This window comes from Gluconobacter sp. P5B12 (assembly GCF_018812035.1).
In the GTDB taxonomy this organism is placed as follows: domain Bacteria; phylum Pseudomonadota; class Alphaproteobacteria; order Acetobacterales; family Acetobacteraceae; genus Gluconobacter.
Genome location: NZ_JACRVV010000006.1, coordinates 89,626 through 105,684 on the forward strand (window position 1 = coordinate 89,626; position 16,059 = coordinate 105,684).

General features: G+C 57.4%; 16 protein-coding genes and 2 riboswitches. Of the genes, 9 read left to right on the top strand and 7 right to left on the bottom strand.

Annotated elements, in window-relative coordinates:
- Positions 1-181: 181 nt before the first annotated feature.
- A complete protein-coding gene (locus KP702_RS11335) occupies positions 182-1,900 on the bottom strand; it encodes a M20/M25/M40 family metallo-hydrolase (protein WP_215769003.1) in 1,719 nt (572 codons plus the stop codon).
- Positions 1,901-2,039: 139 nt separating this feature from the next.
- On the opposite strand from KP702_RS11335, the gene KP702_RS11340 reads away from it, so the two are divergent.
- Positions 2,040-2,591, top strand: a complete 552-nt coding sequence (locus tag KP702_RS11340; RefSeq protein WP_215768967.1) for a histidine phosphatase family protein — start codon at positions 2,040-2,042, stop codon at positions 2,589-2,591.
- Here the strand turns inward: KP702_RS11340 and bluB are convergent.
- The 5 genes from bluB to cobT form a co-directional block, all read right to left on the bottom strand.
- Positions 2,581-3,219 (bottom strand): 5,6-dimethylbenzimidazole synthase, encoded by a 639-nt coding sequence (gene bluB, locus KP702_RS11345; RefSeq protein ID WP_215768968.1) that lies wholly within the window; start codon positions 3,217-3,219, stop codon positions 2,581-2,583. The two genes, KP702_RS11340 and bluB, sit on opposite strands and share 11 nt — an antisense overlap.
- A 3-nt stretch (positions 3,220-3,222) precedes the next feature.
- Positions 3,223-3,960: a CbtA family protein gene (locus KP702_RS11350; RefSeq protein WP_215768969.1), complete on the bottom strand. Its 738-nt coding sequence runs from the start codon at positions 3,958-3,960 to the stop codon at positions 3,223-3,225.
- A 15-nt stretch (positions 3,961-3,975) separates the two neighbouring features.
- Positions 3,976-4,200: a CbtB-domain containing protein gene (locus KP702_RS11355; protein ID WP_202207948.1), complete on the bottom strand. Its 225-nt coding sequence runs from the start codon at positions 4,198-4,200 to the stop codon at positions 3,976-3,978.
- 26 nt (positions 4,201-4,226) lie between these two features.
- Positions 4,227-4,365, bottom strand: a riboswitch (cobalamin riboswitch).
- Position 4,366: 1 nt separating this feature from the next.
- The gene (gene cobS, locus KP702_RS11360; protein WP_202207947.1) at positions 4,367-5,134 is read right to left on the bottom strand and encodes an adenosylcobinamide-GDP ribazoletransferase; all 768 of its coding nucleotides are present in this window, start codon (positions 5,132-5,134) and stop codon (positions 4,367-4,369) included.
- Positions 5,131-6,189 carry a nicotinate-nucleotide--dimethylbenzimidazole phosphoribosyltransferase gene (cobT, locus tag KP702_RS11365; protein ID WP_237390008.1) on the bottom strand — a complete coding sequence of 353 codons (1,059 nt, stop codon included), beginning with the start codon at positions 6,187-6,189 and terminating at the stop codon, positions 5,131-5,133. The genes cobS and cobT overlap by 4 nt, the downstream gene beginning before the upstream one ends.
- Positions 6,190-6,261: 72 nt before the next feature.
- On the opposite strand from cobT, the gene cobU reads away from it, so the two are divergent.
- From cobU to cobJ, 8 genes are all read left to right on the top strand, one after another.
- The gene (gene cobU / locus KP702_RS11370) at positions 6,262-6,780 is read left to right on the top strand and encodes a bifunctional adenosylcobinamide kinase/adenosylcobinamide-phosphate guanylyltransferase (RefSeq protein ID WP_202208020.1); all 519 of its coding nucleotides are present in this window, start codon (positions 6,262-6,264) and stop codon (positions 6,778-6,780) included.
- A gap of 37 nt (positions 6,781-6,817) precedes the next feature.
- Positions 6,818-7,056, top strand: a riboswitch (cobalamin riboswitch).
- A 120-nt stretch (positions 7,057-7,176) separates the two neighbouring features.
- A complete protein-coding gene (locus tag KP702_RS11375) occupies positions 7,177-7,590 on the top strand; it encodes a DUF1636 domain-containing protein (RefSeq protein WP_202207946.1) in 414 nt (137 codons plus the stop codon).
- On the top strand, positions 7,587-8,639 hold the full coding sequence (gene cobW, locus KP702_RS11380) for a cobalamin biosynthesis protein CobW (RefSeq protein ID WP_202207945.1): 1,053 nt from the start codon (positions 7,587-7,589) through the stop codon (positions 8,637-8,639). Before KP702_RS11375 ends, cobW begins: the two co-directional genes overlap by 4 nt.
- 4 nt (positions 8,640-8,643) lie before the next feature.
- Positions 8,644-12,012, top strand: a complete 3,369-nt coding sequence (gene cobN, locus KP702_RS11385; protein ID WP_215768970.1) for a cobaltochelatase subunit CobN — start codon at positions 8,644-8,646, stop codon at positions 12,010-12,012.
- Positions 12,009-13,193, top strand: coding sequence for a precorrin-3B synthase (cobG, locus tag KP702_RS11390; protein ID WP_202207943.1), 1,185 nt, complete (start codon positions 12,009-12,011; stop codon positions 13,191-13,193). Before cobN ends, cobG begins: the two co-directional genes overlap by 4 nt.
- On the top strand, positions 13,190-13,831 hold the full coding sequence (locus tag KP702_RS11395; RefSeq protein ID WP_202207942.1) for a precorrin-8X methylmutase: 642 nt from the start codon (positions 13,190-13,192) through the stop codon (positions 13,829-13,831). Before cobG ends, KP702_RS11395 begins: the two co-directional genes overlap by 4 nt.
- The gene (locus KP702_RS11400) at positions 13,828-14,553 is read left to right on the top strand and encodes a precorrin-2 C(20)-methyltransferase (protein WP_202207941.1); all 726 of its coding nucleotides are present in this window, start codon (positions 13,828-13,830) and stop codon (positions 14,551-14,553) included. The genes KP702_RS11395 and KP702_RS11400 overlap by 4 nt, the downstream gene beginning before the upstream one ends.
- Complete coding sequence (cobJ, locus tag KP702_RS11405) at positions 14,550-15,302, top strand: precorrin-3B C(17)-methyltransferase (RefSeq protein ID WP_202207940.1); 753 nt, start codon at positions 14,550-14,552, stop codon at positions 15,300-15,302. The genes KP702_RS11400 and cobJ overlap by 4 nt, the downstream gene beginning before the upstream one ends.
- Here cobJ and KP702_RS11410 read toward each other — a convergent pair.
- Positions 15,275-16,036 carry a cobalt-precorrin-6A reductase gene (locus KP702_RS11410; RefSeq protein WP_215768971.1) on the bottom strand — a complete coding sequence of 254 codons (762 nt, stop codon included), beginning with the start codon at positions 16,034-16,036 and terminating at the stop codon, positions 15,275-15,277. The two genes, cobJ and KP702_RS11410, sit on opposite strands and share 28 nt — an antisense overlap.
- Between the last annotated feature and the right edge of the window lie 23 nt (positions 16,037-16,059).

Sequence of the window (16,059 nt, forward strand, 5' to 3'; positions counted from 1 at the left end):
GGACTTTGTTCAAAGCGCGCAAACTCTCAAGCGCGCATGATGCCAAGCGTGGATTGCCACCTGCTTGAACAAGGCCGCTGGAAATGTTCTTCGCTACGAAACGGATTAAGAAATTTCCACAATATATCGTTTAAAATCAGAATTCAGGCGGCTCTTTCTCCGAGCCGCCTGAACCTGAAGTTTAGTGAGCCGAACGAACGTCGTTGCTCTTTTCACGGATGGCCCGGAACTCGGAGCCACCTTTCCACGTCGGCCAATCATGCGAGAAGGCCGCATTATATCCGACCTGGCGGACAACATCGACGTCCTGCGCCGCACCTCGGACGTCCCAGTCAGGGCTCCAGGCATCGCAGGCCTGATGATAGCAGGCCATATATGCCGTCAGCCATTTGCTGCCTGCGGCTGTTCCACCCTGAAGAAGATCGAACGGGCCAGCCATATCCATAACCGCGAGAACGGGCACGCCAGCCCGAGCGAAAGGCAGATGGTCCGCACGGTAGAAGGCTCCGCGCTCCGGCATGGCTTCCGGTTGGGTTGTACGGCCTTGCTTAAGGGCTGCGGCTGCGAAGTCGTCCTGCAGAGTGTCCTGTCCAGCGCCGATAATGAAGGCATTATGAGCCGGGCCTGCCATCTGCAGTACATCCATGGTCAGGTTGGCCGCAGTCTTGTCCAGCGGTGCCAGCGGATGGGCGACATACCAGCTCGATCCCAGAAGGCCACGCTCTTCACCGGTCCAGGATGCAAAACTGACAGTCCGTTTTGGTTTCGGCCCGTTCTTGAAAGCCCGTGCGATTTCCAGAACGGCTGCAATACCAGAGCCGTCATCAATCGCTCCACGCCGAATAACGGTCTTGCCTGCGGCATCGGTGCTTTTGCCAAACGCATCCCAGTGCGCGCCGAACATCACGGTTTCGTCGGGATAATCCGTACCCGTGATCTTGCCGATGACGTTCTGGCTCTGGAGGTGATCGACCTTGACCGGCATATCCACTGAAAGCGTCGTGTCATGAATGTTGACCGGATGGAAATCTGGCGAACGCGCCTGACGACGCAGACGGTTCAGATCCAGCCCGGCGCGCGCAAACAATGTTTTGGCTGCATTGCCTTCGATCCAGCCGATCATCGGTACGGACTTCAGGTCCTTATCGTCGTGAAGAATGTCATACTCTTCACCCTGAGGTGCGACGACGGTGCTCCATGGATAGGACGCGCCCGGAGTATCGTGAATGATCAGCGCTCCAGCTGCACCGCGACGGGCTGCTTCTTCGAACTTGTACGTCCAGCGGCCGTAATACGTCATGGTCTTGCCGCCAAAGCGGCCAGCGACTGGCTCCTCTGGTCCAGCATCGAAATCAGGATCATTCACCAGGAAAACTGCAATCTTGCCGTGTAGATCAACCTGCTTGAAGTCATTCCAGCGACGTTCCGGCGCCGTCACACCATAGCCGACGAAAACCAGAGGGACGTTTGATAGTTGAAGGCGTTCGATCGGCTGGAGCGTCGACATGACGATATCTGTCAGTTGATGAAGCGGCAGAGTAGCCTGACCCCGTGTCTTGATCGTCGCGATTGCTTTCGGATCAGGACGGGTACGGATCATGGGGACATTCTGCGTCCATCCGCCGTTTTCGCCGCCAGGTTCCAGTCCAAGCTTCTGATACTGGTCGATCAGCCACTTGACCGTGACGGCCTCACCTGGGGTGCCAGGGGCACGTCCCTCAAATGAGTCCGATGCCAGAACCCGCATTGTCTCCGACATCCGGGCCGGGTCGATGGGGCCGGAGGCGCCGGCGTCAGACGCTGCATAGGCTCCGGAAATGCCGGTCGCGAGCGGAGCTATGGCAAAAGCGGCAAGAGCGGTAGCCAATTTCAGGCGGTTTCGAAGGGAAGATTTGTGCATCATGTCCTCAGTCTTTGTCATAACGCGTGTCTGACGAGATGAGGCACACCTTACACATCGGATTGCTGATCAGGAAATGGCATAAAATCATCGGACTGGCTGGTTGACGGAAAACGCGTCGCACCCCCATCTACGATTAATGACCACTCTTACCATTCCGGTTCTCCTGTCCCGCCATCCTCCCGTTGAGGGGAGTGAAGGCCTTTGTTATGGGCGACAGGAAATGGAACTCAGAACGGGGTGGGAGACTCAGGCCGCTGGTCTGTTGACCCTCGCAAGGGGTGCCGGCTGTTCAGTTATCTACACGTCACCATCGGCCCGGTGTCTGTCTGTCGCGCGAAGACTTGAGGCGCAGACTGGTTGGCCGCTGCGCTTGGATGACCGGCTACTGGAACTAAATTTTGGCCAGTGGGAAGGGCTATCCTGGAATGTTGTGCCGCGTGTGGCTCTCGATAGCTGGGCCGAAGATCCTGAAGGGTTTTCTCCCCCCAAAGGTGAAAGTGGCCGAGCGCTACAGGAGCGTGTGCAGTCTTTCTGGGCAGACCTCATTCAGGCCGGAGAGGCTGCGTTAGTCATTTCGCACGGCGGCCCACTTCGTCTCCTTGATGGGCTTGCCAAAGGAGAGAGGGCCAACCTGCTAGCACCTTCAATGCCGCAGGGCAGCAGCAGGCTCCATTACGTCAGCGTTTGATCCACTGACGTCGGTCCGGGTTTCTTGTTTCCCAGCCCATGCGCTCCAGTTCTGGCGTCTTGGCATGGGCTGCCGGATATCCGATGCAAAGATACGCGATAAGGTTCCATCCGGGCTCGGCGTCGAGAAGGTCTGACACGTGCTCAGGTTCAAGAATGGAAACCCAGCCCAGCCCCACACCTGCTGCCGTTGCGGCCAGCCAGAACGTATGAATAGCCATCACAGCGGACCAGGTTGTTGTTTCCGGCATGGTCGCACGTCCGAGACCATGTCCTTGATCCGGGAATGTTTCGCAGAAGACGGCGACATGATGCGGGGCATCATCTAATCCGGCCAGTTTGAGCGTCGCATAGGATGCTGCTTGTTCGCCGTCATATCCCTGAAGGGCTTCCCGATTACAGGTTTCGAAGCTCCTCCGAACGGCTGCTTTTCGCGCTGGGTTTTCAACGAGCACGAAGCGCCAGGGCTCACTCAAACCAACGGAAGGCGCCAGGGTTGAGGCATGCAGGAGATCATCCAACAAGGATGCTGGCAGAGGGTCCCGCTGGAAATGCCTCGCATCCCGACGCCATGTGAAAAGGCGCTCCAGATCTTTTCTGAAATCGTCTGAAAAGGCTGGTGCCGTCATGGTTTATCCGTTGCGTGCAAAAGGTTTGCCAGCGCCCGCCGTCAGGACACGGGATGCCAGAGGCCCGAAGAGCAGTCCGATCGTAGCCCACAGAACGATCTGCATCCCCAAGGCTGCCTCGCGGAAACGCCAGAGCACTGTTGCCGGGAAATCTGTTGGAACTTCATTGATATCAGGCATACCGGCTTGTACGGCGGCCACCAAAATGATGAAGACACCGAGAGAGGCTAGCACACCGTTCCAGTGGCCCAGGCGCCGGATGAGTGGTCGGCTGACCATATAGGATGCCGCTGCCGCGCAAAGCGAGAGAGCGATCATACCGAAATAGGCGCCGGTTCTTAGGCCGATGGTGGATGGAAGGCCAACGGCAGGGGGATTGGGAGGATATTTCAGGTCCGGCACCAGCACGAACACAACGAATGCTGCGGCTGCCAGAAGTGCAGATAAGGCTCGCGGCGAAAAGCGGCCTACGCGACCGTACGCAAAAGCAAAAATAGTCGCGAAAATGCCGCCGTAAGCCGCACCATACATAATGGCAGCGGTGAGAAGCCCGAAAGACGCCTGTATGTCTCGGCTGATAATTTCCGGTTCAGGCGGCTCACCAGCAGCGAGGTCTTTCGCGCTCTCGAATGCAATCGCAAGATTAACCTGCGGCTCTCCAAAAAAACGCGCAAACACGAATGCAAGCAATGCGGCAGCAATCCCGGCAATCATGCCGCGGCTCAAAAGACGACCTGTCATAAAACTATGCTGCGTTTAGTGGCAGGGGAAGCCGAGCAGATGGCGCCCATCATGAACAAATTCATGGACCGCATGCCCTGAAATCAGAGACGTCGCGCCTTGTTCTGCACCAACAAAATAAAGCAGCAGAAGGCTGAGCACGACCGTAAAGGCAGCCCATGGAAGGAGCGCGCGGATCGGTAGCGCAACCGGTGCGGTGATGCTGGCGGGCAGGTGGGACGGGGAAAGGCTCTGGCTCATAATAGGCTCCGCTGGAAAAGCGCGTTCTGCGGTGGAAAATTGATAAAGGAGGTCTGGCTTCGCAACGTGATTTCACGAGCATTACAGTGGCGCGACCGCACCGGATTTGCACCGGCTTCTCCCTGCTTCCGCTAGGAGAGAGGATGTAGCGTTTCGTGAGAAAGTGTCAACTTTTCCATGCTGAGGCCAGCACTGTCAGGAGAACGCACTCGGCAAAACTGGCCGTTGCTCCCAGCACGTCTCCTGTATATCCGCCGAGCAGTTTTCGGGCGACGGCGCGAACTCCAAGCATTGTGCATAGTACGGCAAGAAGAGTTTGGAGGCCCAGTTGTGCGGGAAGGCAAATCACCGTCACGCAAAAGCCGGAAAACAACGTGCCCAGCAGCTGATCCCGCGTCAGACTGGAGAGCTGCTTTGCCAGCCCGTTGTCACGCGCAGGCTTTGTGATGAACGTCAGGAGTGGGAGTACTGCGCGGGAGAGCGCTCCCGTGACAGCCATTGCCGGCAAGATCATTGCATTAGGCAGCGCTGCTAATGTCGTAATGCGGATAATCAAGCTGATGCCCAGAGCCAGCGCACCATAGCTGCCGATACGACTATCGCGCATGATGGTCAGGCGCTTCTCAGGAGTATGGCCGCCACCACATCCGTCCGCCATATCCGCCAGTCCGTCTTCGTGCAGGCCTCCGGTTAAGAGAACTTGTAGGCCGACGCTCCAGGCTGCCGCTACCAGAGGGGGAACACTCAAGGCGCTCAGCAGCAAGAACATTGATGCGCTGAGAATACCGACAAGCGCCCCAATTAGGGGCCAGCACCAGACAGACCGCGCCAGAGACCAGTCCTGTCCGCTGACGCGCAGCCATCCCAAGGGAAGGCGGGTCAGCAGGCCCGCACCACAGGCGATGTCTTCTCGAATGGTGCGCCAAAGCCTCATTGAATGGAGACGTCTGATTGGGAAACGGCAGCCTCTGCGAACGTCGCCATACCGTTGTGGCAGGCCAATGCTGCTCTGAGGACGGGAATGGCAACCGCAGACCCAGATCCCTCTCCGAGGCGCAAGCCCAGGTCCAGTATTGGTTTCAGCCTGAGGGCATCTGCCAGCCTGCGGTGACCAGCTTCAGCGGAACAATGCGAGAGCTTTGTGTGGTCGAGTGCTGAGGCAGTCAGTTTGATCAATGGCAGCACGGCTGCGGTACAGACGAAGCCGTCAAGCAGAACCGGGATACGATGGTGTCTGGCGGCCAGAGCACTTCCCAATATGGCGGCCAGTTCGTAACCACCCAGACAACGTGCGGTATCCAAGGGGTCGCTAAGTGACGCCGCGTGCAGACACAGGGCCTCATCAATAACAGAAGCCTTGAGGTTAACGCCCGCCTGATCGAGACCCGTTCCACGTCCTGCCCAGTCCGCGCCAGTGCCTCCTAGAAGGGCAGCACAGAGTGCGGCGGAAGGGGTTGTGTTGCCGATGCCCATTTCGCCTGGGCAGAACAGATCCAGCATGGGGGATACAGCGGTGTATCCGACCGAGACCGCATCAAGGAACTCCTCTTCGCTCATAGCTGGGAAAGCTGTGAAATCTGCCGTGGCCGTTAAGTTTCGGACGGGAACAACAGCAAGGTCCGCACCAGCATTTCGGGCAAGCTGGTTGATTGCTGCGCCTCCACGCTGAAAATTTGACACCATCTGGGCCGTAACATCCGAAGGCCACGGAGATACGCCCCGGCGGACCACACCATGATTCCCTGCGAAAATTGTTATCTGAACGTGCTCTAGCCTTGGTTTCTGATGGCCTTGCCATTCACCGAGCCAAATGGATAGCTCTTCCAACCGCCCGAGGCTGCCGGGAGGTTTGGTCAGAGTTGCGTCTCGCTCCGCTATCAGGGCGGCGACTTTTGGGTCGGGGTCTGGAAGTGACAGGCAGGCAGTGCGAAGTTCTGCCATGCTGGCGAAAGGGGACTGACAGGACGAGGGCATGATGTGCGGTGGCATGACAGGTCTTTTGTGCTGTTATCAGGGACCATGCAAGAAGAAGGCGCAGGACACATTGTGGCACAGACCATCATGCAAACAGGACTACCGGATGTGTCACTGGTCCTCGGGGGCGCCAGGTCAGGAAAAAGCCGGATCGCTGAGGCCCTTATCACTGACCTTCCGGCGCCTTGGGTTTACCTCGCGACCGGTCGGGCTTTTGATGAGGAAATGCAGGCCAGGATAGATTTGCACCGTACCACCCGTGGGAACAAAGGGTGGCGTACAGTTGAAGAGCCATTTGATATCGCAGGTGTTTTACAGGCCGAGCAGCGCGCGCCGGTCCTGGTTGATTGCCTGACTTTATGGCTGACAAATCTCATTCTGGAAGATCGTAATATTCACACGGCGACGAAAGATCTTCTCGAGGCGTTGCAAACACGGAAAGGCCGGACCGTTCTTGTGGGCAACGAGGTAGGGCTCGGAATTGTCCCGGACAATGCCCTGGCGCGGCGTTTCCGCGATGAAGCGGGTCTTCTTCATCAGAAGATCGCCGCAGTCGCCGGAGAAGTGCTGTTCGTGGCGGCGGGTTTGTCTTTGAAAATGAAATGAGCCCATTTCCCGGACTTTGACACGCTTTCATCCCAGAGATAGGAGAGGGTTTGATGGTTCCTCTGAGAAGAGGATGAAAAGGGAAGCTGGTGCGGCCTTAGAAATAGGTCAAACCCGGCACTGCCCCCGCAACTGTGGACGGTTTTCTGTCCTGCCAGTCTTTCTTTCAGGAAAGGCAGCCACTGGATTTCGATCTGGGAAGGCCCGGTGGGAGAGGAGGTGCTAATGGCGCCTCAGCCGTGAGTCAGGAGACCTGCCATCTGAGCCAAGTGTCATGATCCGGCGGGGTGCCCGGACCGTGAGGGCGCGCCATCATGTGCGTGTCACTTTCGCGACTGCGAAGGCCTTTAATCGCGCCTTTTGTTATGCCGTTGTGCCTGCAAGAGAGACGAAACCATGGCAGATACCCTGCCTTATCCTGAAACGGGCCAATCATCCGTTTCGCCAGTTTTCCACGTCTGTGTGACGTGTCGTCGCGGTCTACCGGTTGGGAATGACCCTGTTCAGGGGCGACAGCTCTACGATGCCTTGCTTGACCAGGCTGCTGAAGGCGATTTCAGCGTCCAGCCCGTTGAATGTATGGCAGCCTGTAGCCGAGGCTGTATTGCCACGCTTTCCATGCCGGAAAAATGGACTTTTGTTCTAGGTGAACTTGGTCCGGAAAAGCTGTCTGACCTGCTGGCTTACCTTCAGCTTTACCGAGCATCGAAAACTGGAACAGTGATGCCGTCAAAGCGACCCGCATCGCTTTCTGATATGGTTATCGCCCGTCTTCCATCTTCATTGTCTGCTTCACAGGAACTTTCATGATGTCCCAGACTGTTTCAGGCTCCGGTCGCAAGATTCCGGTTACGATCATCACGGGTTTTCTGGGGGCAGGGAAAACAACCCTTCTGCGAAATCTTCTCGCACAGGCTGATGGGCGCCGTATTGCAATCGTCGTGAACGAGTTCGGTTCGCTTGGGATTGATGGTGAAATTCTGCGGTCCTGCGGGATCGAAGGTTGCGCTGACGAGGATATCGTCGAACTCACCAACGGGTGCCTCTGCTGCACGGTTGCAGACGACTTCATTCCGACCATGGAGGCTCTGATCGATCGTCCTGATCCGCCAGAGCACATCGTGATCGAGACATCTGGCCTTGCGCTACCCAAGCCTCTTCTCAAGGCATTCAGCTGGCCCGGGATCCGTACTCGCATGACCGTTGATGGTGTGATTACGCTGGTGGATGCACCCGCTGTCGCCGCGGGTCGCTTTGCGGACGATCCGGAAGCTGTTGCTGCACAGCAGGCTGCTGACCCTTCTCTGGATCATGATAATCCGTTGGCTGAAGTCTATGAAGATCAGTTGAATGCGGCGGATCTTATTGTTCTGAACAAGACTGATCTTCTGGACGAAGCCGGGATTGATGCGGTTGAAAAGGGCATTACGGAGGCTGTGCCGCGGAAAGTTATCACGCTGCGCGCAGTAGAGGGACGACTGGACCCCGCTGTTCTGCTGGGAATTGGTGCCGGTGCCGAAGACGACCTTCAAGCGCGCCCGTCCAATCATGATGGCGCAGATGACCACGAACATGATGACTTCGAGAGCTTCGTCGTGGTCCTTCCAGAGCAGAAAAGTGCTGAAGCATTACTCAAGCGCTTGAGTGAGGTTGCGGGGCAATTCGATATCCTCCGTATGAAAGGCTTTGCAGCCGTGCAGGGCAAGAAAATGCGATTGGCCGTGCAGGGTGTCGGGACCCGTTTCCGTCATGAATTTGATGTGCCTCTCGCAGATGCAGGCCGGGACGGGCGTCTCGTCGTAATTGGCCAGACAGGCCTGGATCGCGCAGCCATCGAAGCCGCATTGCTGGCGGACTGACCTGATGCATCTGCTTGTCCGGGAACGACACGGAATAGACGATCAGGACGTGGCCGAGGATCTCGGTCATGCGCCTGCTGATGTCGTGTTTCTATCATTCTCGGATAGCGATCTTCTGGCGCTTGAGCGGGCGTACTCTAATCTTAATGAGCAGACCCCAAACGGCGCAGGTTTTTCGCTGCGGTTGGTCAATCTTGCTCGCCTCCGACACCCCATGTCGGTCGATTTATACGTTGAGCAGACCATAGCATCGTCCCGATGCGTCATCGCACGGCTTCTGGGTGGTGTGGATTACTGGCGCTATGGGGCGGAAGAATTTCAGAATTTTTGTGGCAGGAACACCATCCCACTGGCTTTGTTGCCCGGAGATGCCCGCCAGGATGCACGGCTTGAAGAGTGGTCAAGCGTCGAAGCAGAAAACCATTCCAGACTCACGGGGTTTCTGAGGGAAGGTGGTCCTGAGAATGCGCGTCGTGCCCTTTTGCTCATGGCTCATCTTGCCGGACATGGAGATGACGTCTCAGGGCAGCCCGCAGCGCTTCCGCCAGCTGGAATTTATTGCCAGACGACAGCGGATTTTCCTTTAAGAGCCACAATCGTTTTCTACCGCGCTCACCTTCTGGCTGCCGATACAGCAGCGATTGACGGTCTTGCCGATGAACTGGAAAAGTCCGGGGTCGCGACAGATGTTCTATATGTCGCATCGCTGAAGAACCCGGATGTTGCCGAGTGGATTCAGAACCGCCTGATTGAAACTCCGCCAGACATTATTCTGAACGCGACTTTCTTTTCTGCGCGCGGAAAAGAAGGGGCATCTCCTCTTGATATTGCTGCTGTTCCGGTTCTTCAAATTTTGCAGCCTGGTGTGACAGCCTCGGCATGGGCTGAGAGCGGACGCGGCCTGTCGCAGTCCGACCTCGCCATGCAGGTCGTTTTGCCAGAACTTGATGGGCGGATTTCTTCGTCTCCGATCTCCTTCAAATCCGAAACAGTTCCGGGGGATGCGGCAAGGCATATGCCCTTTCAACAGGGTATTGCCGCTGCCGCAGAGCAGGCTCTCGCATGGGCAAGGCTTAAAAAAACGCCTCCGCGCGAGAAGCGTCTTGCGATCGTCCTTTCTGATTATCCCGGTGCGGATGGACAGACTGCACACGCCGTCGGGTTAGATACTTTTGCCAGCCTTGAATCCATCCTTCATGGGTTGAAACAGGCAGGCTATGACTGTGGAACTGAGAAAATTCCCGCTAGTAGGGCGTTGGTGGAGGCTTTGTGTGAAGACCTGCCACAGCCCTGTTTGCCTCTGGACGATTATAACGAACTCTTTGCGCGCTTGCCCGCTCCCTTCCGGGACGCTGTGACGCAGAGTTGGGGCACCTCTGCGGAAGACCCCGTCGTTCAGGACGGTTCATTTTGCCTTAAATTCGTGGCGCTGGGTAACATCGTAGTCGCTGTCCAGCCCGATCGCGGGAGCGCGCAGGATCGTAAAGCCCAATACCACGACCCTGATACACCCCCACGCCATGCCTATATCGCGTTCCACCTCTGGCTACGTCATGTCTGCCAGACAGATGCCATGGTTCATCTTGGAACGCATGGCACGCTCGAATGGCTGCCCGGCAAAGCTGTAGCGCTTTCCAATCAGTGCGCTCCCGCCGTTCTTCGTGGCGCTTTGCCGGTTCTTTATCCTTTTATCGTCAACAATCCGGGAGAAGCAGCCTCGGCGAAACGTCGTCTCGGCGCAGTCACCATCGGACATATGACACCGCCTGTTATGAAGGCCGGACTTGATCCGGACATGGCAGAGCTGGAACAACTGATCGACGAGTTTGCAGAGGCGGATGGTCTGGACAGGCGGCGTGGCGCCATTCTGAAGCGTAATATTCTGGACCGAGCCACGCGCATGGGGCTTTTGAGCGAAAGTGGCGTCAAAGCGGGGGAAGGCGACGAAGCAGAGGCTCTGGCGCGGCTGGATGCTTATCTATGTGATGTGAAGGACCTTCAGATCCGTGATGGTCTGCATGTTTTCGGTCAAGTAGCACCACATGCCGAAAAATTAGCCGAAATGGTGTCTTGTGTCGCACAGGTGCCGCAGCAAACGGTTGCTACTCTGATCGAAGCCAGCGCAGATGCGGAAATGAAGGCACTTCTGGCCGGGCTGGAGGGACTGTTCATTCAACCCGGTCCGTCTGGTGCGCCGACACGTGGGCGAGTAGACGTTCTGCCGACTGGCCGCAATCTTTTCACGCTTGATCCGAGAGCTGTTCCCACGGCTTCTGCTGTGGAGCTGGCCCGAACGCAGGCAAAGCAGATCCTTCTGTGTCACTTGCAGAACGAGGGCGAGCCGCTTCAAACCATCGTTATAGATCTGTGGGGTTCCTCCACCCTGCGCACGGGGGGGGAGGATCTGGCACTGGCTCTGATCCTGATGGGAGTTGACCCCACGTGGGATGCGTCGAGCGGTCGTGTATCAGGATTTGAAATTACACCGCTGGCTCTTCTCGATCGTCCGCGTGTCGACGTGACACTTCGAATTTCAGGATTGTTCCGGGACGCTTTTCCGGCACAGATTTCTCTTTTCGATCAGGTGGTTGAAGCTGTTTCCTGTTTGGAGGAAGGCGAGGAATGGAACCCGTTGTCTGCTCGTGTGAGAAATCTGGAGGGTGAGGCCCGAAAAATTGCTGGAGCGCGGATTTTTGGTGCAGCGCCCGGTACGTACGGGACAGGCATTGAAGACGCTCTCACGCGGAGTAACTGGGAAGACCGGTCTGAGCTTGGCCAGTCCTATCTGGACGGCAACGACTGGATGTATGGTGGCGGCCGTGACGGGACACGTAGCAGCGCAGCACTGGCCCAAAATCTGGCACGGGCAGACGCAATCCTGCATGTGCAGGACCACGCAGAAACGGATATTCTCGAAAGCCCGGATTTTGCTGCTCATGAAGGTGGGCTTGCAGCGGCGGCGGCTCTGCTAGGGGCCGATCCCGTCCTTTGGCATGGCGATACGTCCCATGCGGACGCGCCCCGTCTTCGGAGAGTCGAAGACGAAGTGAAGCGCATCGTTCGAGGGCGTCTGGCCAATCCCCGTTGGCTGGCAGGGATGCAGCGGCATGACTATCAGGGAGGTGCCGAAATTGCCCGGGGACTGGACGCCCTCTGCGCTTTCGCCGCGACCCTTTCTGTTCGGTTTGATCAACAGGTTGACTTGGTATTTGCCGCAACGCTTGGCGATGACACCTGTGATACTTTCCTGAAAAGCGCTAACCCTCAGGCACGTCAGGCAATGCGCACGCGGTTCCAGGATATGATCCGTCGAGGCCTCTGGCACCCACGCCTGAATAGCGTTTCTGCGGTGTTGGAGAGCGGGAGCGAATGACAGTTCCCTCCCTTGTTCGCGGCTGGTGTCCGGATATGTTCGCGCCGATGGAAGCGCGAGATGGATTGCTGGTTCGCGTCCGTTCTCCGCTCGGTGGTTTTGATGGGCCACAAGTGCTGGCTATTGCAGAACTGGCACGACGTTTCGGAAACGGCGTTGTTGAACTGACCAATCGTGGCAACGTGCAGCTACGGGGATTTTCTTCGACGAGTGCAAAGCTCGCGTTAGAAAGCGCACTGGCGGAGGGGCTTGTAGATCCTGATCCAGCGAAAGAGCGCCGAAGGGCCATTCTGGTTTCACCCCTTGCGGGCTTGGACCCTAAATGCGACCCGGGAACGTTGGACGTCGCCCAATCGCTTCAGACGGCGCTTCTTGAAGAAGACGTGTTGTCGGGGCTGAGTGGCAAGTTCGGTTGGGTCGTTGATGGCGGCGGGTATGTTCCAGAGGGCACGTTATCAGCGGATATTGCCCTTCAGTCCCGCCCGGATGGATGGTCAGTTGTCTGTGGTGCTATGGCAACCGAAGCTCTTGAGAACGATGCGGCTGTTAGCGCAGCCGTGATGTTGTCCCGGGTCTGTGCAGAAAGTTCTGACCTTGGGCGGCCATCGCGAGACACTGCGGCCGCAGCTTTCGCCCTCTCGAAGGCGAGGCTAGAGGGAATTCCGTGCAAACGGCAGGGTACTCGTCCGGTATCTCTCATAGGGCCACTGCCGGGGCAAGTCATGGGTGTTGGCCTGCCATTCGGCCGATGCCATGCTAAAGATTTTGAGGTTCTTGCCGAACTTACCGGGACATCACGGCTGCGGGTCACACCTTGGCGTAGTGTCCTCCTGCCGCAGCAGGACGGAACATGGCCCGGCTTCATCACCAGTTCGGTAGATCCATTGTTGCGAGTGGAAGCCTGTATTGGCCGTTCCGGGTGTGCGAAAGCCACCGCAGATGTTGTCGAGACAGCCTCGGCTCTGGCATCTGATGTGCCGCCCGGCTGTGTGCTGCATGTTTCAGGCTGCATAAAGGGGTGTGCGCATCCCCGTGCGGCAGATATGACGCTTGTTGCTGATGACGGGCATTATGAGGTTGTGCGCAATGGGCGCACAACAGACACGCCATCATGGCACGACATGGATATTCCGCAGATACGGACCCTGTTGCGTCATGAATTGAAGGAGACACAGGTTTGAGCGCCGGACCCTCTTCCTACGACTATATTCGGGATGGCGCGGCCATTTATGCCCGGTCCTTCGCAACGATCCGTGCAGAGGCCGATTTGTCGGGTTTTACGCCTGAACAGTCCAAGATTGCAGTGCGCATTATCCATGCATGCGGAATGGTGGAGGTCGCAGGATCAGTCGCCATGACGTCTGATCTTGTTAGCAAAGCGCGTGCAGCGTTGCAGGCGGGTAAGCCAATCCTGTGTGATTCCGAGATGGTCGCCCATGGTGTCACGCGCGCCCGGTTGCCAGCCAATAATGCCGTTATCTGCACGTTGCGCGATGAACGGACGCCAGATCTTGCCAGACAAATTGGCAATACGCGCTCTGCCGCAGCTCTTGATCTTTGGGGCGATCAGATTGAAGGGGCTGTTGTAGCGATCGGCAACGCCCCGACAGCGCTTTTTCACCTTCTCGAGCTCATTGATGCAGGTGGCCCGCGCCCCGCAGCAATTATCGGTATGCCTGTTGGTTTTGTGGGAGCCGCAGAGTCCAAGGACGCACTGGCAGCTCGCCCTGACCTTGCGCATGTCATCGTACGTGGCCGGCTGGGCGGAAGCGCCATGGCTGCCGCGGCCCTGAACGCCCTTGCCAGCGAGGCAGAATGACAGCTGCAACAGTTTACGTCGTCGGCGTAGGGCCGGGTGATCCGGAACTTATGACGCTCAAGGCAGCGCGGGTCATTTCAACAGCTCCCGTCATCGCCTATTTCTGCCGTCATGACAAAATGGGTCATGCGCGGAAAATCGCTGACACGCACATTACGCCGGGCACGAAAGAGCTGCGTTTTGCGTACCCCTTTACGACGGAGCGCCTTGTTAATGATCCGTCCTATCATCCTGATATGTCGTCATTTTACGATGAGTGTGCAACGCAGATTGCCGTCGAAATAGAGGCTGGCCGGAGCGTTGCTCTTCTTTGTGAGGGTGATCCGTTTCTGTATGGTTCCGCCATGTATGTGTTTGATCGGCTTGAGCCTGTCGGACCTTGTGAAGTCATTCCCGGAATCACAGGAATGAGTGGATGCTGGACGCAGGCGGCACTCCCCATGACGCATGGTGATGATGTCTTGTGCGTCCTGCCTGCCACTATGCCGGAAGATGATCTTGCTCAGTGGCTGGAGCAGGCTGATGCAGCCGTTGTGATGAAACTGGGACGCAATCTTCCAAAGCTGCGCACAGCGCTGGAACGTGCGGGGCGATTGCAGGATGCCGTTTATGTGGAGCGGGGAACCCAGGAAGAGGCCCGTGTTCTGCCACTGAATGACATGGACGGTGCGGCTCCTTATTTCTCTCTGGCGTTGTTGCCAGGGCGCCGGGGTGTCCGGTGAGCCGGATCTTCGTTATCGGTCTCGGGCCGGGAAAGCCCAGCCAGAGAACGCCTGAGGCTCAAGAGGCACTTGCTCAGGCAACAGATGTCATAGGATATGGCCCATACGTGGATCGTGTGGATTTGCCAGCGCATATCACTCGCCATCCATCGGATAATCGTGTCGAACTGGATCGCGCTCGCCATGCTCTTGAGCTTGCGGAGCAGGGGCGTTGTGTGGCGATCGTGTCAGGCGGGGATGCGGGCGTGTTTGGCATGGCAAGCGCCCTGTTTGAAGCCATCGGTCACGAACCGGATCGATGGAGTGATATGAATGTCACGGTCATTCCCGGTGTTTCCGCCGTTCTGGCTGCCGCAGCCCGTATTGGCGCGCCCCTCGGAGGCGATTTCTGCGTCATGTCTCTGTCTGATAATCTCAAGCCTTGGGAGACGGTCTGCCGGCGTCTGACGTTGGCCGCGCAGGCGGGCTTCGTGATTGCGCTCTACAACCCCCGTTCAAAGGCACGTCCCTGGCAATTGGGCGAGGCTTTCGAAGTGCTGCGTCAGGAATTGTCTGGAACTGTGCCTGTGGCCTTCGCAAGGGCTATTGGAAGAATCGATGAACGGCTGCATCTGACGGATCTAGACCATGTTGACCCCGAACTGGTGGATATGAGTACACTTGTCCTGATCGGGACCACTCTGACACATCGCATCGAGCGGCCGGATGGACAGGCATGGCTTTATACGTCCCGGTCTGTGCCCGCGTGATAATGGCGGTCCAACCAGTCCAGCGCTTCGTCGACGGTCGTGACACTCTCCGCTGGCGGCAGCGTCGGGCGGTTAATCATGATAACGGGCAATTTCAACGCTCTGGCGGCAATCAGCTTGGCGGCCGTCGCATCAGCTCCAGCATTCTTGGTGACGAGAACCTGCACAGCATGGTCTCTCATGAGCGCGATTTCGTTGTCCACAGTGAACGGCGGCCGGGCAAGCAGAAGCGTGACGTTAGACGGCAGGGACAAGGGATCAGGCTGGTCGATACTGCGCAGCACGTAATGATGATGCGGAGCCTTCTGGAACGGCAGCAGGTCCTTGCGCCCCGTCGTCAGAAAGACAGTGCTCGCGGCCGCCCCCAGCGCTTCTACGGCGGCGTCAATATTGGGAACGAACGTCCAGTGGTCGTCAGGTTGGGCTTCCCAGCTAGGGCGGTCTATCCGCAGCAGAGGAAGGCCCATTCGCTCGCATGCCGTCACGGCGTGTCGGCTCATCTGTGCGGCGAACGCATGGGTCGCGTCCACAACCGCACCAATGTTCTCTGCGGCCAAGAACGTTTCCAACCCCGATATGCCGCCAAAACCGCCAATGCGCACAGGGATCCCGGGAAGAACTGGATTTTTCGTTACGCCAGCAAGAGAAAAGACTGGCTCGAAATCCTTTCTTTCCGCGAGATGTTGTGCCAGCTGGTTGGCCTCTGTCGTGCCGCCAAGGATCAGAACGCGCATGGATTTGGTTCCTTTGCCGGAGC